At 71.6% G+C, this 23,429-nt stretch carries 17 protein-coding genes; 12 read left to right on the top strand and 5 right to left on the bottom strand.

From position 1 onward, the window contains the following. Positions 1 to 15: 15 nt before the first annotated feature. The 5 genes from JOM49_RS22980 (at position 16) to JOM49_RS22960 (ending at position 6,853) form a co-directional block, all read left to right on the top strand. Entirely contained in the window at positions 16 to 1,431 is a 1,416-nt protein-coding gene (locus JOM49_RS22980; protein WP_209666308.1) for a family 2B encapsulin nanocompartment shell protein, read from the top strand. 16 nt (positions 1,432 to 1,447) lie between these two features. After that, entirely contained in the window at positions 1,448 to 2,467 is a 1,020-nt protein-coding gene (locus JOM49_RS22975) for a family 2 encapsulin nanocompartment cargo protein polyprenyl transferase (protein ID WP_209666307.1), read from the top strand. Between the two features lie 120 nt (positions 2,468 to 2,587). Next, positions 2,588 to 3,343 carry an aminotransferase class IV gene (locus JOM49_RS22970; protein ID WP_209666306.1) on the top strand — a complete coding sequence of 252 codons (756 nt, stop codon included), beginning with the start codon at positions 2,588 to 2,590 and terminating at the stop codon, positions 3,341 to 3,343. A gap of 43 nt (positions 3,344 to 3,386) precedes the next feature. Then, positions 3,387 to 5,339 carry a hypothetical protein gene (locus JOM49_RS22965; protein ID WP_245369431.1) on the top strand — a complete coding sequence of 651 codons (1,953 nt, stop codon included), beginning with the start codon at positions 3,387 to 3,389 and terminating at the stop codon, positions 5,337 to 5,339. After that, the gene (locus JOM49_RS22960; RefSeq protein WP_209666304.1) at positions 5,336 to 6,853 is read left to right on the top strand and encodes a hypothetical protein; all 1,518 of its coding nucleotides are present in this window, start codon (positions 5,336 to 5,338) and stop codon (positions 6,851 to 6,853) included. Before JOM49_RS22965 ends, JOM49_RS22960 begins: the two co-directional genes overlap by 4 nt. Positions 6,854 to 6,855: 2 nt before the next feature. Here JOM49_RS22960 and JOM49_RS22955 read toward each other — a convergent pair whose 3' ends face one another. Further along, positions 6,856 to 7,956, bottom strand: a complete 1,101-nt coding sequence (locus tag JOM49_RS22955; RefSeq protein WP_245369430.1) for a J domain-containing protein — start codon at positions 7,954 to 7,956, stop codon at positions 6,856 to 6,858. 172 nt (positions 7,957 to 8,128) lie between these two features. Here JOM49_RS22955 and JOM49_RS22950 point away from each other — a divergent pair, with 172 nt between their 5' ends. Next, complete coding sequence (locus JOM49_RS22950) at positions 8,129 to 9,361, top strand: SGNH/GDSL hydrolase family protein (RefSeq protein WP_245369429.1); 1,233 nt, start codon at positions 8,129 to 8,131, stop codon at positions 9,359 to 9,361. 531 nt (positions 9,362 to 9,892) lie between these two features. Here the strand turns inward: JOM49_RS22950 and JOM49_RS22945 are convergent. Further along, the gene (locus JOM49_RS22945) at positions 9,893 to 11,167 is read right to left on the bottom strand and encodes a glycoside hydrolase family 16 protein (protein WP_209666302.1); all 1,275 of its coding nucleotides are present in this window, start codon (positions 11,165 to 11,167) and stop codon (positions 9,893 to 9,895) included. 203 nt (positions 11,168 to 11,370) lie between these two features. Here JOM49_RS22945 and JOM49_RS22940 point away from each other — a divergent pair, with 203 nt between their 5' ends. After that, positions 11,371 to 11,847, top strand: a complete 477-nt coding sequence (locus JOM49_RS22940; protein WP_209666301.1) for a universal stress protein — start codon at positions 11,371 to 11,373, stop codon at positions 11,845 to 11,847. Between the two features lie 3 nt (positions 11,848 to 11,850). Here the strand turns inward: JOM49_RS22940 and JOM49_RS22935 are convergent, their stop codons facing one another. Then, a complete protein-coding gene (locus tag JOM49_RS22935) occupies positions 11,851 to 12,042 on the bottom strand; it encodes a hypothetical protein (RefSeq protein ID WP_209666300.1) in 192 nt (63 codons plus the stop codon). Between the two features lie 60 nt (positions 12,043 to 12,102). Next, positions 12,103 to 12,960, bottom strand: a complete 858-nt coding sequence (ku, locus tag JOM49_RS22930; protein ID WP_209666299.1) for a non-homologous end joining protein Ku — start codon at positions 12,958 to 12,960, stop codon at positions 12,103 to 12,105. Positions 12,961 to 13,216: 256 nt separating this feature from the next. Between ku and JOM49_RS22925 the strand changes: the two genes are divergently transcribed. The 5 genes from JOM49_RS22925 (at position 13,217) to JOM49_RS22905 (ending at position 22,328) form a co-directional block, all read left to right on the top strand. Continuing rightward, the gene (locus tag JOM49_RS22925) at positions 13,217 to 14,116 is read left to right on the top strand and encodes an ATP-binding cassette domain-containing protein (RefSeq protein ID WP_209666298.1); all 900 of its coding nucleotides are present in this window, start codon (positions 13,217 to 13,219) and stop codon (positions 14,114 to 14,116) included. Between the two features lie 2 nt (positions 14,117 to 14,118). Further along, positions 14,119 to 14,832 carry a hypothetical protein gene (locus JOM49_RS22920; RefSeq protein WP_209666297.1) on the top strand — a complete coding sequence of 238 codons (714 nt, stop codon included), beginning with the start codon at positions 14,119 to 14,121 and terminating at the stop codon, positions 14,830 to 14,832. Between the two features lie 13 nt (positions 14,833 to 14,845). Then, complete coding sequence (locus JOM49_RS22915; RefSeq protein WP_209666296.1) at positions 14,846 to 16,024, top strand: sensor histidine kinase; 1,179 nt, start codon at positions 14,846 to 14,848, stop codon at positions 16,022 to 16,024. Then, positions 16,021 to 16,719, top strand: coding sequence for a response regulator (locus tag JOM49_RS22910; protein ID WP_209666295.1), 699 nt, complete (start codon positions 16,021 to 16,023; stop codon positions 16,717 to 16,719). The genes JOM49_RS22915 and JOM49_RS22910 overlap by 4 nt, the downstream gene beginning before the upstream one ends. A gap of 143 nt (positions 16,720 to 16,862) precedes the next feature. After that, positions 16,863 to 22,328, top strand: coding sequence for an ATP-binding protein (locus JOM49_RS22905; RefSeq protein ID WP_209666294.1), 5,466 nt, complete (start codon positions 16,863 to 16,865; stop codon positions 22,326 to 22,328). Here JOM49_RS22905 and JOM49_RS22900 read toward each other — a convergent pair. Beyond that, on the bottom strand, positions 22,303 to 23,349 hold the full coding sequence (locus JOM49_RS22900) for a glycosyltransferase 87 family protein (RefSeq protein WP_209666293.1): 1,047 nt from the start codon (positions 23,347 to 23,349) through the stop codon (positions 22,303 to 22,305). The two genes, JOM49_RS22905 and JOM49_RS22900, sit on opposite strands and share 26 nt — an antisense overlap. Positions 23,350 to 23,429: the final 80 nt, after the last annotated feature.

The raw sequence follows: 23,429 nt of genomic DNA, 5'->3' as shown, positions 1-23,429 counted from the left end.
GAACCGGGGAGCGAAATGACAGTCACCGAACCCGAGCTCGAGGTCGACACCGGCCCGCCGAGCCGGCAGAGCCTGAGCACCGCGGCCGCGCGGAACCTGGCCACCACGACCAAGTCCGTGCCGCAGATGCAGGGGATCTCCCCGCGCTGGCTGCTGCGCGTGCTGCCGTGGGCCGAGGTGCCCGGCGGTTCGTACCGGGTGAACCGCAGGCTCAGCTACGCCGTCGGCGACGGCCGCGTCACCTTCACCAACACCGGGGCCGACGTCCGGGTGATCCCGCAGGAGCTGCGGGAACTGCCCGCGCTGCGTGACTTCGAGGACGCCGACGACGAAGCGGTGCTGACCGGCATGGCCGACCGGTTCCGCCAGCACGAGTTCGCCCCCGGTGACGTGATCGCCGAGTTCGGCCACCAGGCCGACCAGGTGCTGCTCATCGCCCACGGCAAGGTCAACAAGATCGGCACCGGGCAGTACGGCGACCAGACCGTGCTCGGCGTGCTCGCCGACGGGGACCACCTCGGCAACTCGGTGCTGCTCGAAGGCGACGGCATCTGGGAGTTCACCATCAAGGCGGTCACGCCCTGCACGGTGCTGTCGCTGTCCCGTGCCGAGGTCGAGGCCTTCCTCGACCGGTCCGACAACCTGCGTGCGCACCTGGACCGCATTCGCGCCGACCCGAAGAAGGCGCAGAACAAGCACGGGGAAGCGCAGATCAGCCTCGCCTCCGGGCACGAGGGCGAAGCCGAACTGCCGACCACCTTCGTCGACTACGAGCAGTCCCCGCGCGAGTACCAGCTCAGCGTGGCCCAGACCGTGCTCCGGGTGCACAGCCGGGTCGCGGACCTCTACAACCAGCCGATGAACCAGACCGAGCAGCAGTTGCGGCTGACCGTGGAAGCCCTGCGCGAGCGGCAGGAACACGAGATGCTCAACAACCGCGATTTCGGCCTGCTGCACAACGCCGACCTCAAGCAGCGCATCCACACCCGCACCGGGCCGCCCACCCCGGACGACCTCGACGAGCTGTTGAGCAGGCGCCGCAAGACCGAGTTCTTCCTGGCGCACCCGCGCACGATCGCCGCCTTCGGCCGCGAGTGCAACAAGCGCGGCATCTACCCGGAGGGCAAGCAGCTCGAGGGCAAGCCGGTGCACGCGTGGCGCGGGGTGCCGCTGCTGCCGTCGAACAAGATCCCGATCAGCGACGGCGGCACCTCCTCGGTGCTGGCCATGCGCACCGGCGAGGAGAACCACGGCGTGGTCGGGCTGCACCAGACCGGCATCCCGGACGAGTACGAGCCGGGGCTGAGCGTGCGGTTCACCGGGATCAACGACCAGGCGGTCATCTCCTACCTGGTCAGCGCCTACTTCTCGGTGGCGATCCTGGTGCCCGACGCGGTCGGGGTGCTGGAGAACGCCGAGATCACCCGCTGACCGGAAGGCGACTGCGATGTCCACTGTGGAAACCATCGGCGACGTGCGCACGGCGGGCGAGATCCTGGCGTGGAGCCGGACCTCGGTCGAACCGGCGCTGCGGGCGGCGGTGGACACCCTGCCGGGTTCGCTGCGGCGCATCGCCGGCTATCACTTCGGCTGGCTCGACGAACGCGGCAAGCCCGGCGACGGCGACGGCGGGAAGGCACTGCGGCCCGCGCTCGTCCTGCTCTGCGCCGAGGCGATGGGCGGCGGCGACGCCATCCCGGCGGCGGTGGCGGTCGAACTGGTGCACAACTTCTCGTTGCTGCACGACGACGTGATGGACGGGGACACGACCAGGCGGCACCGGGCGACCGCCTGGCACGTGTTCGGCACCGGCGCGGCCATCCTCACCGGGGACGCGCTGCTCACGCTGGCGATGGACGTGCTAGCCGACAGCGGGCAACCCTCGCTGCGCGTGCTCAGCGCGGCGGTCCAGGACCTGGTCGAGGGCCAGATCGCCGATCTGTCCTTCGAGCAGCGGATGGACGTCACGGTGCCGGAGTGCGTCCGGATGGCCGAGGGCAAGACCGGCGCGCTGCTGGGTGCCTCCTGCGCGCTCGGGGCGCTGGCCGCGGGTGCGGAGACCGAGCGGGCGGGCGAACTGCGGTTGTTCGGCGACCAGCTCGGGCTGGCCTTCCAGTTCATCGACGACCTGCTCGGCATCTGGGGCGATCCGTCGGTGACCGGGAAGCCGGTGCACAACGACCTGCGCAGCCGCAAGAAGTCGCTGCCGGTGGTGTCCGCGCTGACCTCGGGCACCCCGGCCGGGCGGGAGCTGGCCGAGCTGTACCACGCGGCGGAGCTGACCGAGGCCGGGCTGGTCAGGGCCGCCGAGCTGGTGGAACTGGCCGGTGGCCGGGCGTGGAGCCGGGTGCAGGCCGACGACCTGCTCGGCGAGGCGAGATCGAGGCTGCGGGCGGCCCGCCCGGAGAGCCGGGCGGCCACCGGACTGGAGACGCTGGCGCAGCTGGCCACGCACCGGGACCACTAGGCACAGGTGGCTTCCGGGGGGTTTTTTGCCCCGGAAGCCACCTTCGTGTCACTCGTCACCGGCCGAAGCCGAGGGCGTCGGAGCCGAGACTTTGACGGCGTCCGCGAGTATTTTGGCCTGGTGAACGATCGCCGCCGGTGGACGTGGGCCGGCGGCTTGGTGCCCACCGAAGTTCCGTCCACGGACGCTCTGGTGGTGGACTCCTGGCTGCTCGACCGCGGTGCCGTCCGCGGCCTGCGCCGCCACCGCGCCCGGTTCACCAGGGGCGCCACCACCATCGCCAGGATCCATGAGTCCTCTGTGGACAGATTCTGGGCGGCCGTGGTCGCCGAGTTGCCGCTGCGTGAGCGCTGGTTCCCGCGGGTGGAAGCGCACGCCGACGGCTCGCTGGTGTTCTGGCTGCGCCCCGCTCCCCCGCCGCGACCGGAAACCCGCCTCTGGATCCCGGCGGAGCCGGTGGTCCGCACCCACCCCCGGATCAAGGGCCCTGACCTGCCGATGCTCGCCGAACTCCGGGCCCGTGCGCAGGACACCGGTGCCGACGACGCGCTCCTGCTCGACGAGTCCGGCTGCGTCCTGGAGGCCGCGAACGCCGCGCTCCTCTGGTGGCGTGGCGACCACCTCTGCGCGCCCGCGCGCAACCTCCCGGTGCTGCCCTCGGTGACCGTCGCCGAGCTCGGTATCCCGCTGAGCGAGGAATGGGCGCTGACGGCCGACCTCGAAGGCACCGAGGTCTGGGCGGTCAACTCACTGCACGGGATCAGCCCGGTGACCGGCTGGACCGGCGAACCGGGTCCCGCGCTCGCGCCGGTGGACCACGACCGCCTCACCCGGTTCCGTGACGCGCTTGCCACCGCGCCGACCTATGTGGGATGAACGGTGTTCGCGAGGGTGAGGGGGGCGGTCCGGCGTGGACGGCATGGCGAGCCTGCGGCACGCGATCGAGACGGTGCCGATCCCCGGCGCCCCGCCCCGCCTGTCCCACAACGGCGCCGCGGTCGGCCTGGCCCTGCTGGACACCGCCCTGCGGCTCAACCACGTCCGGCGGCTGACCGAGCGCCTGACCGTGGTCGAGCACGGCACCGCGCGGCGCACCACCGACGTGGACATCAGCCTCAAACTGCTCGACGAGGGCCAGCGGCAGGCCACCGCGAACCTGCAGCACCTGATCGGCCGGGAACACGGTGAGCGCGCGGTTTCCCGGCCCGGCGGCACCACGCTCTGGGTGCCGATCGCGCGGCTGCCGCGCAGCGGGGTCTCCCCGGTCGACGTCTACGACGGCGCCGGCGACAAACTGCCGCGCCTGACCCAGCACGAGACCTCGCGGCTGCTCGCCTCCGGCCTCTACCGCCTGCTGCGCGGCATCCTCGCCAGCGACGAGAACGCGAACTCGCCCAAGCAGGACCTCAGCGCGTTCCTGTTCCGGCTACACGAACCGCGGTGGCTGATCCAGCGTGCGCTGCTCACCCTGCTCACCGAACGGGACCACCCCGCCGAGCAGTTCACCCACCCGCCCGCCGAGGGCATGGTGGCCGGGCACGGCAGGCAGTGCCGCGACATGGCACTGGGCATCCTGGACGGCTACGGGCACCTGCTGCGGGACTACGCGCGGCTGCTCGACGTGGCCGTCCGCGACTACCTGCTGGTGATCGCGCTCGACGACGCCGTGGACGAGCACCGGCTGAACTACGAGACCCCGCTGTACGTCAGCGCCGACCGGCCGCGCCGGTTCGCCGAGCACTGGCGGCGGGTGCGGGCCAGCCACAGCGGCTACTTCGCCCGCTACGACACGGTCATCCCGGCCACGCTGCGGTCCTACCACCTGGTGGTGCAGACCGCGCCCGAGGTGGACCTGACCCGGATGTACCTGACCACCGACGCCGACGGCCCGCTCGCGCGCGGCCTGGCCGCCGACCTGAGGTCGCTGGGCAGGCGCCCGCTCACCGCGACGAAGACCGCCGCGGGCAAGATCCTCGAACTGCAGACCCAGACCGTGCTGCGCAAGCTGGCCGACCTGCTGCGGCGCCGGAAGTGGGAGGGGAGCCGGTCCGGCGTCGAACTGCCGGAGTCCGCGCTGCCGGTGACCCACCGCCTGGCCGCCGCCGCGACCACCGGCGAGGCGGTGCGGCTGGCGGGCAACGACGTGGACAACGCGCTGCTGCGGCATCCCGAGGTCACCGGGGAGAACCTGCGCGCGGCGGCCGACGAGGTCAGCCGCCGCGAACTCGGCCAGGACCTGGTGGTGGTCGGCAACTTCACCGACAACCAGGCGCAGGCGTACTGGCGGCGTTCGGCGGGCGAGGGCGGCTACGGCGAGCAGGTGCGAATCCGTGCCGGGCTGGTGCTCAAGGACTCCGGCGAGGCCGGGCCGCGCAGCGTCATGTTCTACGCGCTCGCGGTCGCCGCGACCGTGTGGGTGCTGGGCTGGCTGCTCGTGGGCAGCCCGCTGCCGTACGGGCGGGCGGCGACCGAGGCGCTGGGCAAGGTCGGCGACGGGCAGTCGGTGATCACCATGCTGCTGCTGGTACCCGGCTTCCTCTACACCCGCCTCACCCTGCCGCCCCGCCGGTCGGTGGCCGCCTACCTGCGGACCCTGCCGCGCACCCTGGGGCAGCTGTGCATCGTCTCCCCCGCCGGGCTGGCCGCCGCGATCGCCGCGCAGAGCAGCGGTGAGGTGGTGCAGGTGTTCCTCACCATCGCCGTGGCGCTGCCGGTGCTGACCGCGCTCATCCTGTTCAGCCTGCGGTCGTGGCGGGACGAGCGGATGCCGCTGAGCCGAATCGGCGTGCCGAAGTGGGCCGGGAACGGTCCGGTCGCGAAGACCCCGCTGCCACCGAACGTCCGGTTCGACTCGGCGGGAGGCCTCCGATGAGCGAAACCTCCATCCGCACCATCGCCGACCTGGCCAGGGCCGGGTTCGAGATCGCGCGCCAGTCGCTGACCCAGGTGGACTACGAGGTGCACCACGTGGCCGCGCGGCCGGGCTACCTGCACGAACTGGCGCTGTCGCCGGACTCGGTCTTCGTGGAGACCCTGTGCTCGGCGGCGAACGGCGGTGGCGTGGTGATCGGCACGCGCACCAGGGCCGCGACCGAGGGGCCGAGCCAGGATTCGGCCGAAGGCCCGCGCGGGGGCGCCCGGCCGGAACCGCTGACCGAGGGCTGGCTCTTCCGCGACACCGCGCTGCCGAACCCGACGTTCATCTACGAGTCGGCGCGCACCTTCGAAGGCCTCGTGGTGATCGACCGGCTCGCCACCGAAGCCCAGGACTGGCACGGGATCGCGGTCCGCGACCTGACCAAGGAGATCTCCGAGGTCGCCACGAGGGTCGCCGGCGCGCCGCTGCTCACCCTGCAGTGCCCGGCCCAGCTGCCGACCGTGGTGAAGACCCGCGGGCACGACCTGCGCACGCGCAAGGAGTCGCCGTCGCCGTGTTCCTCGCTGGCCGTGCGGTTTTCGATCGCGCTGCCGGACGCCTCCGCCGAGCGGCGGCTGGAACTGGGCGACCGGCTGCGGGCGCTGTGCGAGGACTACGGCTTCGGGTTCTGGATCGCCGACACCCGGCCGGGGCACCGGCCGGGCAACTGGTTCGAAGTGTGCCGGGACGTGCGGCGCACCGGACCGGCCACCGGGTCCAAGCCGATGAGCACCTGCCTCCCGCTGACCTGCGCCGGACCGGCCCGGATCGGCTCCACGCACGCGATCATCGCCTTCCTGCAGCGGTATCCGCAGGTGGGCGTGGCCGGGTGCACCGGGACCTCGCTGGACGACCTCGCCTTCATCCACTTCCAGCTGTCCATCGAGGGCGTGACCGCGGAACGGCTGAACAAGATCCTCACGAAGCTGCTCTCGGCGGACACCGTGCCCTCACGCCCGCACGAACTGCTGCGCAAGCTCTTCTTCCGGCTCGGCCTGCACGCCATCCCCGACGAACCCGCCGATCGTGACCGCACCCACCCGGCCAGCGACTACCAGACCTTCCTCGGTCCGGCCTTCGACTACCGGCCACCGGTGGCGGGCGAGATCATGGCGGTGTGGGTGTCGTGGCGGATCGCCTTCTCCGGTGACGGGCTGGCGGCACCGCTGGACTGCCTGCACGGCGCACTGCGCGAGGTGCTCGGCGAGGACGCCGCGGCGGTGTCGGTGGAGTACCTGATCTGCCGGGCGACCGAGCAGTCCGTCGTGCGGGGGAAGGGAAAGCTGGGCGTGCCGCGGGCGGTGGTGGAACGCTTCGGCGGCACCGGCGTGGAACGCGGCGAGTCGCGGATGTGCGCGCTGCTCGAAGACGCCTGGAAGCACCAGGCCGATCAGTCCGAAGTGGACGGGATAGCCGAGCTGACGGTGGCCTGGCGCGAAGCCTGGCTCGGCCACTGGACCTACAGCTGAGCTCAGACGACCTGGGCCCGCAGCGTGCGGAAGGTGACCGGGTCCAGCGCGGCGGGCTTTTCCGCCAGCCAGTCCCCGATCTCCCAGACGAACTGCTCCGGGGTCATCGGCGGGGCGAGCCAGTCGTCGTCCTCGGTGGTGATCTCGCCCGGCCGGTTCGGGTAGAGCACCATCGCGCCACGCACCTCGACCTCGGGCAGCAGGTCCTGGAACGCCGCGATCGCCTCGGGGAGCTTGGTGCCGCCACCGCGGAAGCGGTTGCCGTTGCGGGTCAGTTCGCCGAGGTCGTCGAGCGCGTAGTGGCCCGGCGGCCAGACCTTCGACTCGATCAGCACCAGCCGCCTGCCGGACAGGATCGCGTGGTCGGTGTCGGCGAACACCGAGCCGGGCCACGCCAGGCTGTGGAACACGCGCAGGCCGGGCAGCTTGGTCAGGTAGCGGTCCAGTAGTTCGGCGGTGAGCCGTTCGCCGATCTGGTCGGGGTCGGTGCCGGTCCGGCCGAACACCGCGGCGTCGCCGAACTCCGCGGTCAGTTCCTTCTCCGCCTTGACATCGGCGGCGTACCCGCGGGCCAGCCAGGCACACGCCGCGCTGACCATGGCGGCGAGCACCACCCAGGTGACCACCACCGGCGCGGTGACGTCGAGCGGCAGCAGGATCGGCAGGCACATCGCCAGCCCGCCGGCCGCGACCAGCAGCCAGGGCGCGTGCCCGCGGCCCTCGCGCGGCAGCCGGTCCCCCGGCGCGTCGACCAGCGGCCACCACGGGATCTCGTCGGCCTCCAGGTGCGGGCAGGCGGGTTCGTAGTCGTCCTCGAACTCCCAGCGGCGGTACCGGGCGGGCTGGACCGGCTCGGGCTGCTGGACCTCTTCGGGCTCGCCGAAGTCGTACTCCGCCCGGCGTTCCGGGTCGGCGAGGGTCTCGTAGGCCTCGCGCAACTGCCGGAACGAGTCCGAGGTCCCGCCCGCGTCCGGGTGCATGGCCTTCGCCAGCGCCCGGTACGCCGACTTGATCTCCGCCGCCGACGCGCTCTCGGGAACCCCGAGCAGCTCGTAGTAGTCGACCCCTTGCACGGTCTGGCGCACCTCCTGCGATCGCGCCAACACGATATGCGGTCGCGGCGCGGAGCCTGTCGCCGGACACGCGTTGCCGGGACCGTCCGCCGACGGTGTTCGGCCGTGATGGCGGTTGACGATCATCGGCGGGCGCCGGAAAATCGTGGTCCGGAGTGCAGCCACCGGCCTTGAGGGGATCGGCATGCCAGCAGCTCGCGTTTTGACCCGACGGTTCTGGCTCCGCCGCGGCACGGTGCTCGCGGCCACCGGGGTGCTCCTGTTCACCGCCGCGCCCGGCGCCTCCACCGCGCCGGAAGGCCGGGCGGGACCGGCGTGGGTCGGCTCGTGGACCACCGGGGTCACCGTGGCTTCCGCGGGCACCGGCCAGACCGGGCTCACCGACACCACGCTGCGCCAGGTGGTGCACCTTTCCGTCGGTGGCGACGAACTCCGGCTGCGGTTGTCCAACGTGTTCGGCACCGCGCCGCTGGCGATCGGCGCGGCCACCGTCGCCGTGCAGCACGCCGAGGGCGGTTCGCGGGTGGACGAGGACACGCTGCGGCAGGTCCGCTTCGGCGGCGAGCGGACGACCACGATCCCGATCGGCGCGGAATGGGTGTCCGACCCGATCGAGTTGTCGGTGCCCGACGGCGCGAACCTGAGCGTGTCACTGCACCTGCCGGGCCCGACCGGGCCGCTCACCCAGCACCGGTCGGCGTTCGCCACGAACTGGACCACGCCCGGCGACGAGACCGCCGCCGAGGGCACCGGCTTCGCGGCGCTCGGCACGTCGTGGTTCCTGCTCGACGGGGTGGACGTGCGGGCGGTGAGCGCGGGTTCGGCGGTGTTCTTCGGCGACTCGATCACCGACGGCGCGATCACCACGGTGGACGGCAACCACCGCTACCCCGACCGGGTGGCCACCCGGATGCTGACCAGGCCGGAACGGGCCGAGTTCGGCGTGCTGAACACCGGCATCGGCGGCGCGCGGCTGCTCACCGACCAGGGCCCGGCCGGGCAGAGCGCGATGGCGCGGTTCGACCGGGACGTCAGCGGGCAGGCCGGGGTGCGCGCGGTGGTGCTGTTGCTGGGCATCAACGACATCGGCGGCACGCGAGGAGCAGTGGCCGCCGAGGACCTGATCACGGTGCACCGCCAGTTCATCGCGCGGGCGAAGACGCTGGGCTTGCGCGTGTACGGCGCGACGCTGCTGCCGTTCGAAGGCGCTGGGTACTACACGCCGGAGGGGGAAGCGGACCGGCAGGCGCTGAACAAGTTCATCCGCACCTCGGGTGAGTACGACGGGGTCATCGACTTCGACCGGGCCACCGCGGACCCGGCGCAGCCGACGCGCATCCGAGCCGCTTATGACTCCGGGGATCACCTGCACCCGAACGATGCGGGGATGGACGCGATGGCCGCCGTCGTACCGGTGGACCGGCTCGTGCGGTAGGGGCGGTTTGTCGGCGCCACCCCGGCTTCTCATTGTGACTACGGCGGGGATTCCGGTGTCAAGGCGGGAAAGCTTGCCTTGACACCGGAATCCCCGCCGTGTTCTGGGCTGTGGACCGGGGTGAGGGAGGGGGCTGGGTGCCTCCTGGACTTCGGCTCCCGGGCCCGGCTTGGTGAGTGTGGGGTTCAGCTGCACGAACGTGGGGTTCAGGTGCGGGAGTGTGGGATTCAGGTGCACGAACGTGAGGTTCGGGTGCACGGACGTGGGGTTCGGGTGCCTGGGTGTGGGACTCGCTGGGGATGGGGTGCTGGGCGAGTTGCACGTTCGTGCAGCCGAACCTCACGTTCAGGCAGCTGAACCCCGCATTCGGGAAGCCGAGTTCCACGTTCGAGGTGGAGGAAGACGAATGCTATGAGTGGGGCATTACTTGCGTTCAATGCAAGTAATGCCCCACTCATAGCATTCGGAGGGGCGGAGCAGGGCCGAGGGGTTGCCTGGCCCTGCTCCTTCTGCTTCCCGCGGACGCCGTTGTCAGGCGGGAATGTTCCATTTCTGGTTGGCCGCGCCGGTGCAGGTCCAGATCTGCGTGCGGCTGCCGTTCGCCGAGCTGTTGCCGATGACGTCCAGGCACTTGTTCGCGGCGATGTTCACGATGTCCTTCGCCGCCGGGGTGGCCCAGCGTTGGGCACCGGAACCGTTGCAGTCCCACAGTTGCACCACGGCACCGTCCGCTGTGGACCCGCCGGAGACGTCGAGGCACTTGCCGAGGGCGCGGATGCTGCCGTCGCCGCCGACGGTCCAGTTCTGCGCGGCGTTGCCGTTGCAGTCGGTGATCTGCACCGGCGTGCCGTTCGCGGTGTTCGCGCCCGCCACGTCGAGGCACTTGCCGCCGATACCGGTGATCTGCCCGCCCGGCGAGCCACCGCCACCGTCGTTGGTGACGCGCACGTAGTCGACCAGCAGCTGGTTCGGGAACGGCGTGCTGCCGTTCGGGTCCCCTGGCCAGTACCCGCCGACCGCCAGGTTCAGGATCATGAAGAACGGGTGGTCGAACACCCAGCGGTTGCCGCCCAGGTCCGCGGGGGTGCGGGTCTGGTAGACGTTGCCGTCGACCGACCAGGTGATCCGGTTCGGCGCCCAGTCGATGGCGAAGGTGTGGAAGGCGTCGGTGAACCGGCCGCCGATCGAGTAGGCCCCGCCGATGCCGCCCGCGCCCGAATACCCGGGCCCGTGCAGGGTGCCGTGCACGGTGGACGGCTCGAAACCGACGTTCTCCATGATGTCGATCTCGCCGGCCTCCGGCCAGCCGACGCTGCCCATGTTGTTGCCCAGCATCCAGAACGCCGGCCACATGCCCTGGCCGTGCGACATCTTGATGCGTGCCTCGAAGCGCCCGTAGGCCTGGGTGAACCGGCCCGCGGTGTTCAACCGCGCCGAGGTGTACTCGCACCGGCCGTACCAGCACTGGTAGTTCGCCGGGTTCTCGCGCCGCGCGGTGATCACCAGGTTGCCCTGGCCGTCGTGCACGGCGTTGTTCGTGCTGTTCGTGTAGTACTGCCGCTCGTGGTTGTTGACGTTGTCGCCGGTTTCCAGCTGCCACTTGCTGCCGTCGACCGGGGTGCCCGCCGGGAGGTTGAACTCGTCGGCGAAGGTCGTGGCCAGGGTGGTCGGCGGCGCGGCGGCGGCCGGGGCGGGACTGCCGCCCGCCGGGGCGGCGACGGCGAGGCTGCCGCCCGCCACGACGGCGAGCACCGCCGCGGCCCAGCGGCCGGGTCTGCGTTTGCGGGGATGGTTTCGAACGGACATCGCGCTCACCTTTCACTGCGGTGGCACTACCGGGGGAACTACTGGGGAGGGAGAGTTCGCAGGCCAACGCACGGTGAGGCGACGATGCCTGCGCGAATCACTTTTGCTGTGACTGGCGAAAGTATGCGTGTCCTGCACGAAACCTGCAAGGGTCTGGTCGGTGAGTTGCACCCGAATGCCGAGGGCGTACGGTGAGACGCACCATGAGCGACGCCCGGATCCTCATCGGCTTCGACGGCACACCCACGGCCGAGCACGCCGTCCGTGAGGCAGCCACCCTGCTCGGCGCCCGGCGCGCACTGGTGGTCACCGTCTGGGAAGCCGGGCAGGCGTTCTCCCCGCTCAACCTGCCGATCAGCGGCATGGAAGGCGCTCCGGCCACGGTCGACATCCGCACCGGCCTCGCGGTGGACCAGGCCGCCTACGAATCCGCGCACCAGCTGGCCACCTGGGGCGCCCGGCTGGCGTCCGAGCACGGCTTCGACGCCACCGGCCACGCCGTGGCCGACGACGTGACCGTGGCCGACACCCTGGTGCGCCTCGCCGCCGAGGTCGGCGCGGCCGCGGTGGTGCTCGGCGCGCACCGGCACGGCAGGCTCAGCAAGCTGCTGCTGGGCAGCACCTCGTCCAGCGTGATCCAGCACGCGGACTGCCCCGTGGTGGTCGTGCGCGGGGAGTGAGACTCAGGCGCTGACCAGGTGGGTTTCCGTGCAGACGCAGCCCCCGGAGACGCTGCGGCAGTCGATGATCAGCAGATGGCGGGCTCGGCCCAGATCAGTGCACCCCGGCTCGGTGCACTCCGGTGGTGCCTCGAAGTGCAGCACCAGCGTGCCGTGGCAGTGGTCGAGACCCGCGGAACAGGTCGCGCATTCCATCGTTCCTTCGTACCACCAGGGCGGTCGCACCCCGTCCACCGCCCCGTCCTCGGCGTGTCGTCAGGCGCTCTTCTTCTTCGCCGTGGACTTGCGGGCCTTCGGCTTCTCGGCGGTCTCCGCGGTGGCGGTCTCGGTCTTGCGGCTCTTCTTCGCCTCGCTGACGCTCGCCTGCAGCGCGGCCATCAGGTCGACGACCTCGCCGTCCTCGGCCGGCGCCGCCACGGGGGTGGTCTCCTTGCCCGCCGCCTTCGCCTCGATCAGCGCCTCCAGCGCCTCGCGGTAGCGGTCGCGGTACTTGTCCTGCTCGAACACCGGCTCGGACAGCGAGTCGATCAGCGAGCCGGCCATGGCCATCTCCTGGTCGCGGATCTGCGGCTGGTCCTCGTTCAGGAACCCGAAGTCGGCGGCACGCACCTCGTCCGGCCACAGCATGGTGGTCATCACCAGCACATCGCCGACCACGCGCAGCAGCGCGAGCGACTCACGCTGGCGGACCGCGACCTTGGCGATGGCCACGTGCCCCGACTTGTGCAGCGCGTCGCGCAGCAGCACGTACGGCTTGGCCATCGACTTCTGCGGCTCGAGGTAGTACGTCCGGTCGAAGTAGATCGGGTCGATCGACTCCAGCGGCACGAACTCCAGCACGTCGATGGACTTCGAAGTGGACAGTGGCAACTCGGCGAGGTCGGTGTCGGTGATCACCACCATCTCACCGTCGTCGAGTTCGTAGCCCTTGGCGATCTCGCTGTAGGGCACCTCTTTGCCGTCGACGGTGCAGAACCGCTTGTACTGGATGCGGCCGCCGTCCTCCTCGTGCACCTGCCGCAGGGAGACGTTCTTGTTCTCCGTGGCGGCGTACAGGTGGATCGGAATCGTGACCAGGCCGAAGGACACCGAGCCCTTCCACATCGCGCGCATCGTGTCCAACCCCTCCGTAAACGGCCACCACCGGCATACCTGGTGCTCAACGTTACGCCGTAAGGGCGGCTCGGCGGAACTCCTGCTCACCATGCGTATCGCATGATCCGACCGTGCGTTCCTCATACCGCTCCCGGCGTCCTCCCCCGGTCGTACGCGGATGTCGTCTCCGTGGACGACGAGGTGCGGCCTGCGCGCCGACGCGCTGGGGCAGCGCGAGACGGCACGGTGTGCGTCGAGGCGGAAAGGAGCTTCGATGATCGAGACCACCGGGCTGACCAAGCGGTACGGCTCGAAGAAGGCGGTGGACGACCTGTCGTTCACCGTGCGGCCGGGCCGGGTGACCGGCTTCCTCGGGCCGAACGGCGCGGGCAAGTCGACCACCATGCGCGTCATCCTCGGCCTGGACCGGCCCGACGGCGGGCACGCGCTGGTGAACGGGCGCCCGTACCGGGAACTCAAGAATCCGCTCCGGACGGTCGGCGCGCTGCTCGACGCGCGCTGGGTGCACCCGCAGCGATCCGCGAAGGCCCACCTGGAGTGGCTGGCGGCGGCGAACGGCATCCCGCGCCGGCGCGCGGCGGAGGTGCTCGAGACGGTCGGGCTGACCGACGTGGCGGGCAAGCGCGCGGGCGGGTTCTCGCTCGGCATGTCGCAGCGGCTCGGCATCGCGAGCGCCATCCTCGGCGACCCCGAGATCCTGCTCTTCGACGAGCCGGTGAACGGGCTCGACCCGGAAGGTGTGCTGTGGGTGCGGAAGTTCCTGCACCGGCTCGCCGACGACGGGCGCACCGTGCTGGTGTCCAGCCACCTGCTCGCCGAAATGGCGCTCACCGCGCAGGATCTGGTGGTGATCGGCCGCGGCAAGCTGATCGCGCAGTGCGGGACCGACGAGTTCATCGCCCGCGCCGCCGACAACGTGGTGCGGGTGCGCACCCCGCGCACCGACCTGCTCGGGGCCGTGCTCGGCCGCGAACGCGCGCTCTACTCCCGGGACGGCGACGCCCTGCTCGTGTCCGGAATGGACAGTGCGAGGCTCGGTGAACTGGCTTTCGACAACGGTATCCCCCTGCACGAGCTGAGCCCGCAACGCGGCTCGCTGGAAGAGGCGTTCCTCCGGCTGACCGGTGACTCGGTCGAATACCAGGCGGCGTGACCATGAACCTGCTCGTTTCCGAACGCGTCAAACTGCTCTCCACCCGCTCGCCGTGGTGGTGCCTGATCAGCGCCTTCGTCATCGTGGTCGGCACCGCGGCGCTGATGGCGACCGCCGGGGAGGGCGAGCTCTCGGTGGCCGACACCCAGGGCGGCACCAAGATCGCGCTGGCGGTGGTGGTCGTGCTCGCCGCGCTGGCGGTGACCACCGAGTACCGCTTCGGCACCATCCGCGCCACCTTCCAGGCCGAGCCGGCCCGCGGCCCGGCGCTGGCGGCGAAGGCGGTGGTGGTGGCCGTGGCCGCCGGGCTGGCCGGATTCTTGGCCGGGCCGGTCGCCTGGCTGACCGCCGAACTGCTGGCGCCGGACCGCACCGCGGGTCTGGCCGGGGGCGCCGACTGGCGGACCGTGCTCGGTTCCGGCCTGCTGTACGCGATCTCCGCGGTGATCGCGGTGGCCGTCGGCGTGCTGCTGCGCCACACCGCCGGTGCGCTGGCGCTGCTGCTGTGCTGGGTGCTCCAGGGCGAGATGCTGCTCGGGCTGATCCCGGAGTTCGGCCCGGCCGTGCGTGACTGGCTGCCGTTCCGCGCCGGTGCGCACCTGGTGAGCAGCGACGGCGGGCCACTGGGGCACTGGGGGTCGGCCGCCTACTTCGCCGCGTTCGCCGTCGTCCTGTTAGGCGTGGCGATCTCGGTCGCCAAGAAGCGCGACGCGTAGTTAGGTAGCCGGAGTGCGGAGGCTGCTGTCGTGGGTGCGGGCACGCCCGGTGGTGACCGACTGGTTGCTCACCGGGCTGCTCGTGCTGCTGTCCCTGCCCGCGGTGCTGCTCTCGCCGTACGCGGACTGGCCGATCCGGTTGCTCAGCGGGCTGCTGATCCTGCCGGTGCCGTTCCGCCGCACCCGCCCGGTGGCGGCGATCGCGTTCGCGCTGACCGTGTTCGCCGCCCAGATCGCGTTCACCGATACCCGCGACGCCCTGCTCCCGGCGAACCTCTCGCTGGTGTTCCTGATCTACGCACTGGTGGTCTACGGGCCGCGACGCGCGTTCTGGCCCGCGGTCGGGGCCACCGTGGTGCTTTCGGCGCTGTGGTCGGTCAAACTCGGCGGCCTCACCCAGGCCACGCCGGTGCTGCTGGCCGTACTGACGGTGTTCCTGATCGCGACGCTCGCCGTCGCGGACGGGGTGAGCGTGCGGTTGCAGCAACTCGGCGAGGCCCGCGAGCGCGCACGGGAAGCGCAGGAGAAGCGGGACGCCTTGGCGCGGGCGGCGGTCGCCGAGGAACGGGCACGGATCGCCCGCGAGATGCACGACGTGGTGGCCCACGCGGTGAGCACCATGGTGATGCAGTCCGAGGGCGCGCGGTTGCTCGGCAGGCAGGACCCGGACGCGGTCGACGAGGCGCTCAAGGCGATCAGCGGCACCGGCCGCGAGGCCATCGTCGAACTCCGGCGCGTGCTCGGCGTGCTGCGGGAGACCGGGACGGGCACCGAACCGCAGCCGGGACCGGACGCGCTCGCCGGGCTCGCCGAGCAGACCAGGATCGCCGGCGTGGCCACCCGGCTCGACGTGCTCGGCAGCACCGACGGGGTGTCTCCGGGAGCGGCGATGACCGTGCACCGGATCGTCCAGGAGGCGCTGACCAATGTGCTGCGGTACGCGCCGTCCGGCGCCCGTTGCGCGGTGACCGTCGATTTCGGGCGACCCGAGGAGGACGCGCGGGAGATCGAGGTGTCGGTGGTCAACGACGGCGGGTACGGGATCCAGCGGGCACGCGCGGTGGACGGCAGCGGTTACGGTGTGCTCGGCATGCGTGAACGAGTGGCGATGTTCGGGGGCGAGCTCACCGCGGGACCGGCCGGGGACGGCGGGTTCCGGGTCACCGCGCGACTCCCGCTGGAGGCGTCTTGACCCACCGCGTCCTCATCTGCGACGACCAGGCGCTCATGCGCGGCGGCCTGCGCATGGTGGTCTCGAGCGCGCCCGACCTGACCGTGGTGGGCGAGGCGGAGAACGGCGAGCAGGCGGTCGAACTCGCCGGAGAACTGCGGCCGGACCTGGTGCTGATGGACGTCCGGATGCCGGTGCTCGACGGCGTCCGCGCCACCGAGCTGATCTGCGCCCGCGACAGCGAGGTCAAGGTCCTCATGCTCACCACCTTCGACCTCGACGAGTATGTGCTCGCCGCGACGCGCGCCGGGGCGGGCGGTTTCCTGCTCAAGGACGCCAGCGGCGAGGAGATGCTGGTGGCGATGCGCGCCGTGCTGCGTGGGGACCGCGTGCTCGCGCCTTCGGTGATCGACCGGATGATGGCGCGCGAACTGGGCGGGGCACCGCCGCGCGAGCCCGATCCGAGGGTCGCCCGGCTGACCGGGCGCGAGCGCGAAGTGCTGGTGCTCGTCGCGCGCGGGCTGAACAACGCCGAGATCGCCGAGCGGCTGTTCATCAGCGTGACCACGGTGAAGACCCACCTCACCCGGATGCTGCCGAAGCTCGAACTGCGCGACCGGCTGCAGGCGGTGGTCTTCGCGCACGACAACGGGCTCGCCGGGCTCGCTGCGACCAACCTCACACCGGACAGTGGTCGGTCAGCCACAAAGAAATGAGCTGGCCACCGGCTGCGCTCGGGTGTCCTTTGGCGGGTTCCTACAAAAGCAGGCCCTCGCCATGCGCCGATGACGACATAGGAACCACCCGCCGGTGTGCGAGAGGCTACGGGTACTCAGCGGGACTTGGGAGGCTCAGCTCGGTGTTCAGTCGTGTCGCCATCGTCAACCGTGGAGAGGCCGCGATGCGGCTCATCCACGCCGTCCGCGAACTCGCCGTGGAAACCGGCAGGCGGATCGAGACCGTCGCCCTGTACACGGACGCGGATCGCACGGCCACCTTCGTGCGGGAGGCGGACATCGGCTACTGCCTCGGCCCGGCTTCGGCGCGCCCGTACCTCGACCTCGAAGTGCTGGGGCGGGCGCTGACCGAGACCCGCGCGGACGCCGCCTGGGTCGGCTGGGGCTTCGTCGCCGAGGACCCGGCGTTCGCGGAGCTGTGCGAGAAGCTCGGCATCACCTTCGTCGGCCCGAGCCCGGAGGCCATGCGCCGCCTCGGCGACAAGATCGGCGCGAAGCTGATCGCCGAAGAGGTCGGGGTGCCGGTCGCGCCGTGGAGCCGCGGCGCGGTGGAGAGCCTGGAGGCCGCGATCGAGGCCGCGGGCCGGATCGGCTACCCGCTGATGCTCAAGGCCACCGCCGGGGGCGGCGGCCGCGGCATCCGCGTGATCAACTCGGCCGACGAGCTGGCCGACGCCTACGAGCGCACCAGCATGGAGGCCGAGCGCGCCTTCGGCAGCGGCGTGGTCTTCCTGGAGCGCCTGGTCACCGGCGCCCGCCACGTCGAGGTGCAGGTCATCGCCGACGGCCAGGGCACCGCGTGGGCGCTGGGCGTGCGCGACTGCTCGATCCAGCGGCGCAACCAGAAGGTCATCGAGGAGTCCGCCTCCCCGGTGCTCTCCGTGGAGCAGACCGCCGAACTGAAGGCCGCCGCCGAGCGGCTCGCGCTCGCCGTGGACTACCGCGGCGCGGGCACCGTCGAGTTCCTGTACCACCCCGGCGAGAAGCTGTTCGCCTTCCTCGAGGTGAACACCCGCTTGCAGGTGGAGCACCCGATCACCGAGGCCACCACCGGCGTCGACCTGGTCAAGGCGCAGTTGCACGTCGCGGGGGGCGGCAAGCTCGAAGGCGAGCCGCCCGCCGAACTGGGGCACGCGATCGAAGCCCGGCTCAACGCCGAGGACCCCGACCGCGACTTCGCCCCCTCGCCCGGCCGCATCGTCCGGCTCGACCTGCCCGCCGGGCCCGGGATCCGGGTGGACACCGGGGTCAGCGAGAACGACACCATCCCGGCCGACTTCGACTCGATGATCGCCAAGATCATCGCCTACGGCCGCGACCGCGACGAAGCGCTCGGCAGGCTCCGGCGCGCGATGGCGCAGACCACGGTGATCATCGAGGGCGGGGCCACCAACAAGAGCTTCGTGCTCGACCTGCTCGAGCAGCCGGAGGTGCTCGACGCCTCCGCCGACACCGGCTGGATCGACCGCGTCCGCGGCGAAGGCAGGCTGGTCACGCACAAGAACTCCGCGGTCGCGCTGGCCGCCGCGGCCATCGAGGCCTACGAGGACGAAGAAGAGGTCGCCCGGCAGCGGCTGCTGTCCAGCGCGCACGGCGGCCGTCCGCAGGTGCAGCTGGAAAGCGGCAGGCCGCTGGAGCTGAAGCTGCGGGGCGCCGGCTACAAGGTGCAGGTCTCGCGAGTCGGGCCGCAGCGATTCCGCGTCGGCGTCTCCGGTGGCGACGGCGAACCGCACGCGGCCGACGTCGAGATCGACCGCTTCGACCGCTTCACCGGCCAGATCACCGTCAGCGGGCAGCGGTTCCGCCTGGTCTCGGCCAGCCACGGCCCGATCCACCTGGTCGAGGTGGACGGCGTGGCGCACCGGATCAGCCGCGACGAGGGCGGCGTCGTCCGCTCCCCCGCGCCCGCGCTCGTGGTGGCCACGCCGCTGGAGGTCGGCGCCGAGGTCGAGGCGGGCGCTCCGGTGCTGGTGCTGGAAAGCATGAAGATGGAAACCGTGCTGCGGGCGCCGTTCCGCGCGCGGCTCAAGGAGTGCGCGGTCTCGGTGGGCAGCCAAGTGGAGACCGGCGCGCCGCTGCTGCGCCTGGAACCGCTCGGCGACGACGACGCCCAGGCCGACGACGCCACCGACAGCGTGGCGATCGACCTGCCGGCCGAACCGGCCGGCGTGCCCGCGCAGGACCGGGTTTCGCGTGGTCTCGAGGATCTGCGCAACCTCCTGCTCGGTTTCGACGCGGACCCGGTCGACGGCCGCCGCGTGCTGAACGGCTACCTCGCCGCGCGCGCCGAACTGGTCACGGCGGGCGGTCGTCCGCTGGCTGGCGAGCTGGATCTGCTCACCGTCTTCGCCGACCTGTCCGAGCTGAGCCGGAACCGCCCGGCGCTCGACGAGTCCAGTCCGGACTCCCGGGTGCACAGCCCGCGTGAGTACTTCCACACCTACCTGCAGAGCCTGGACGTCGAGCGCGCCGGGGTGTCGGCGACCTTCCAGGAACGCCTCTCCACGGTTCTCGGCCACTACGGGGTCGGCGACCTGGAGCGCACGACCGAGCTGGAAACCGCGGTCTTCCGCGTGTTCCTGGCCCAGCAGCGAGCGGGTGCCGGTGCCGACATCGTGGCCACGCTGCTGCGGCAGTGGCTCAAGGAAGGCCCTCCCGGCGGCACGCTGCGGGACGACACCGGCCCGGCGCTCGAGCACCTCATCGCGGCCACGCAGCTGCGTTACCCCGCGGTCTCCGACCTCGCCCGCGGCGTGGTGTTCACCTGGTTCGCCCAGCCGCTGCTGCGGCGCAACCGGGCGGCGGTCTACACCTCGGTCCGCAAGCACCTGCGTCACCTCGACCAGCACCCCGACGCCCCGGACCGCGCCGAGCGGATCGCCGAAATGGTGGCCAGCACCGAACCGTTGGTGCGCCTGCTCGGGCAGCGCATCGGCCGCCCCGGCGTGGATCACGCGCCGCTGCTGGAAGTGCTGTCCCGCCGGTACTACGGCAACCGCGGGCTGTCGAACGTGCGCACCGAGCAGGCGGGCGGCTGCACCTTCGTGGTCGCCGAGAGCCAGCGGGCCGAAGGCGCCGCGCACGTGGTGACCACCGCGGTCGACTTCCCCTCGCTGGGCGCGGCGGTCCGCGCGCTGGCGGACAAGGGTGACCTGGTCGCCGACCTCTACCTCAGCTGGGACGGCCAGCCCGAGGACGCCGACGAGATGGCCGCGGAACTGCGGAAGGTGATCGCCGCCGAGGACCTGCCGAGCCGGGTTCGCCGGGTGACCACCACGGTGGCCGGGCGCAGCGGCGCGGTGATGCACCACCACTTCACCTTCCGGCCGTCGTCGGCGGGCTTCACCGAGGAACGCCTCATCCGCGGCCTGCACCCGCGCATCGCGCAGCGGATGCAGCTGGAGCGGCTGAGCAACTTCGACCTGACCCGCCTGCCCTCGCCGGACGAGGAGGCCTACCTCTTCCAGTGCGTGGCCCCGGCCAACCCGGCCGACGAGCGGCTGGTGGCGCTGGCCCAGGTCCGCGACCTGACCCCGCTGCGCGACAGCGAGGGCAGGCTGTACGCGCTGCCCGCGCTGGAGCAGGTCCTGGCCACCTGCCTGGACGCGATCCGCACCGTGCAGTCGCAGCGCCCAGCGCGCAAGCGGCTGGGCACCAACCGGATCCTCATCTACGTCTGGCCGCCGAGCGAGCTGACCATGGCCGAGGTCGACATCATCGCCCAGCGCGTGCTGCCGACCACCGCGGGCGCCGGGCTGGAGGAGGTCCTGTTCGTCGGCCGCCGCCGTGACCCGGAGACCGGCAAGCTGACCGAGGCCGCGTTCCGGATCGGCTTCGACGCCGGGCACGGCGCGCGGATGACCGTGGGCGTGCCGGAGACCGAGCCGATCGAGCCGATGGACAGCTACCGGCAGAAGGTGCTGCGCGCGAGCAGCCGCGGCACCGTGTACCCGTACGAGCTGACCGGCCTGCTCACCGGTGACGGCGGCAGCTTCACCGAGTACGACCTCGAAGACGGCAAGCTGGTGCCGGTGGACCGCCCGCGCGGCGGGAACACCGCGGCCATCGTGGCCGGGGTGGTCACCACGCCGACCCGCCGCCACCCCGAGGGCATGACCAGGGTGGTGCTGCTCGGCGACCCGACCAAGTCGCTGGGCGCGCTGTCCGAGCCGGAGTGCGCGCGGGTGATCGCCGCGCTCGACCTCGCCGAGGAACTGCGGGTGCCGCTGGAGTGGTACGCGCTGTCCTCCGGCGCGCGGATCTCGATGGGCTCGGGCACCGAGAACATGGACTGGGTGGCGGCCGCGCTCAAGCGGATCGTGCACTTCACCCAGGACGGCGGTGAGATCAACATCGTGGTGGTCGGCATCAACGTCGGCGCCCAGCCGTACTGGAACGCCGAAGCCACCATGCTGATGCACACCAAGGGCATCCTGGTGATGACCCCGGACTCGGCGATGGTGCTGACCGGCAAGCAGGCGCTGGACTTCTCCGGCGGGGTCTCGGCCGAGGACAACTTCGGCATCGGCGGCTACGACCGGGTGATGGGGCCGAACGGGCAGGCGCAGTACTGGGCGCCGAACCTGGCCGCGGCACGCGATCTGCTGATGTCCTACTACGACCACACCTACGTGCTGCCCGGCGAGTCCGGGCCGCGGCCGATCGGCACCACCGACCCGCACGACCGCGACGTCACCGGCTACCCGCACCAGGCCGAGGGCAGCGACTTCACCACCGTCGGCGAGATCTTCTCCCCGGCCACCAACCCGGACCGCAAGAAGTCCTTCGACATCCGCACGGTGATGCGCGCGGTGTCCGACCAGGACCACCCGGTGCTGGAGCGCTGGGCGGGCATGGCCGACGCGGAAACCGCCGCGGTGCAGGACGTGCACCTCGGCGGGCGGCCGGTGTGCCTGCTCGGCATCGAGTCGCGGTCGGTGCCGCGGCGCGGGTTCCCGCCCACCGACGGGCCGGACACCTACACCGCGGGCACGCTGTTCCCCCGGTCGTCGAAGAAGGCGGCCAGGGCGATCAACGCGGCCAGCGGCAACCGGCCGCTGGTGGTGCTGGCCAACCTGTCCGGCTTCGACGGTTCGCCGGAGTCGATGCGCAAGCTGCAACTGGAGTACGGCGCGGAGATCGGCCGGGCGATCGTCAACTTCGACGGCCCGATCGTGTTCTGCGTGATCTCGCGGTACCACGGCGGCGCGTTCGTGGTGTTCTCCAAGGCGCTGAACCCGAACATGACCGTGCTGGCCGTGGAGGGCTCATTCGCCTCGGTGATCGGCGGTGCCCCGGCGGCGGCGGTGGTCTTCGCCGGTGACGTGAACGCCCGCACGGCCAACGATCCGCGGGTGGCCGAGCTGGAAACCCGCGTGGCCGAGGCGACCGGTGCCGAGCGGGCCGCGCTGACCACGCGGCTCGCGGAGGTCCGCTCGTCGGTCCGCACGGAGAAGCTCAGCGAGGTGGCCACCGAGTTCGACCGGGTGCACAGCGTGCAGCGCGCGGTCGAGGTCGGTTCGGTGGACGCGATCATCAGCGCCGCGGAACTGCGGCCGAAGATCATCGAAGCGATCGAGCGCGCGTGAGGCGCCTGCTCGGGGCCCGCACCCGGGCCCCGAGCAGGACCACCGCGGTGATCAGATAGAGCTCGCCGGTGATCGCCACCGGCAGCGCGAACACCGGGGCGAGCAGCCGCAGCGACGGCCGGAAGGCCAGCAGCGGCACCAGCCAGACCCAGTGGTGCGTCCAGGAGATCGGGCTCACCAGCAGGGCACAGCCCGCGGTGGTGAGCAACGCGCCACGCGCGTCCCCGGCGAGGTGCAGGCGCCGGGCCACCAGCGCGGAAGCGAACACCGCCAGCACGCAGAACCCGGCGGTCAACGGCAGTCCCCAGTCCTCCGGCGCGGTCCTGGCGACGAACCCCTGCCACGACTGGTTCCCGATCCAGCCCTTCGTCTGGGCGAAGTGGTCGTTGAAGATCGCGGACGTCCAGTAGCGCACGGAATCCTCGGGCAGCACCAGGAAACCCAGTGCGGTGGCGGCCGCGAAGGCACCGAGCGCCCGCAGGGCGGCCGTCCGGCGGCCGGTGAGCAGCAGGTGCCCGATGAAGATCAGCGGCACCAGCTTGATCGCCGCGGCCAGCCCGATCAGCAGGCCGCGGTAGCGCGAATCCCGCAGTACCAGCACATCGGTCACCACCAGCGTCATCAGCACCAGGTTGACCTGGCCGAGCCCGATGCCCTGCCACACCGGGTACAGCGCGAACCCGCCGAGCACCAGCCACCAGCGGCGGTCGTCGGTGAAGGCGCGGACGGTCACCAGCAGCGCGGGTGCGGCCGTCATCGCGAGCAGCGACCAGCACAACTGGGCGGGCAGCGTGGCGAACGGCGTGAACAGCAGTGCCGCGAACGGCGGGTAGGTGAACGGCAGCTCCGGCGTCCACTCCGGCAGGGCCCGCAGGTGCTCGTAGAGCGGTTCGCCGTGCAGGACGGCCCAGCCACCCGCGCGGTAGACGGCGGTGTCGACGCCGAGCGGCAGGCCGAGCACCCACCAGAGCAGCCCGGTCGCCCCCAGTCCGGCCGACACCAGTGCGATCAGTGCTTTCACGGGCCCTGACGATGCCGGAGTCCGTGGCCGCGATCGTCCGGCTGGGGAGGGGTTTCCCGGCTGCTCCCCCGGTACCGTCC

Source organism: Amycolatopsis magusensis, assembly GCF_017875555.1.
GTDB classification, from domain to species: domain Bacteria; phylum Actinomycetota; class Actinomycetes; order Mycobacteriales; family Pseudonocardiaceae; genus Amycolatopsis; species Amycolatopsis magusensis.
The sequence above is the reverse complement of the archived record's forward strand: the minus strand, read 5'-3'. Positions and strand labels throughout refer to the sequence as shown.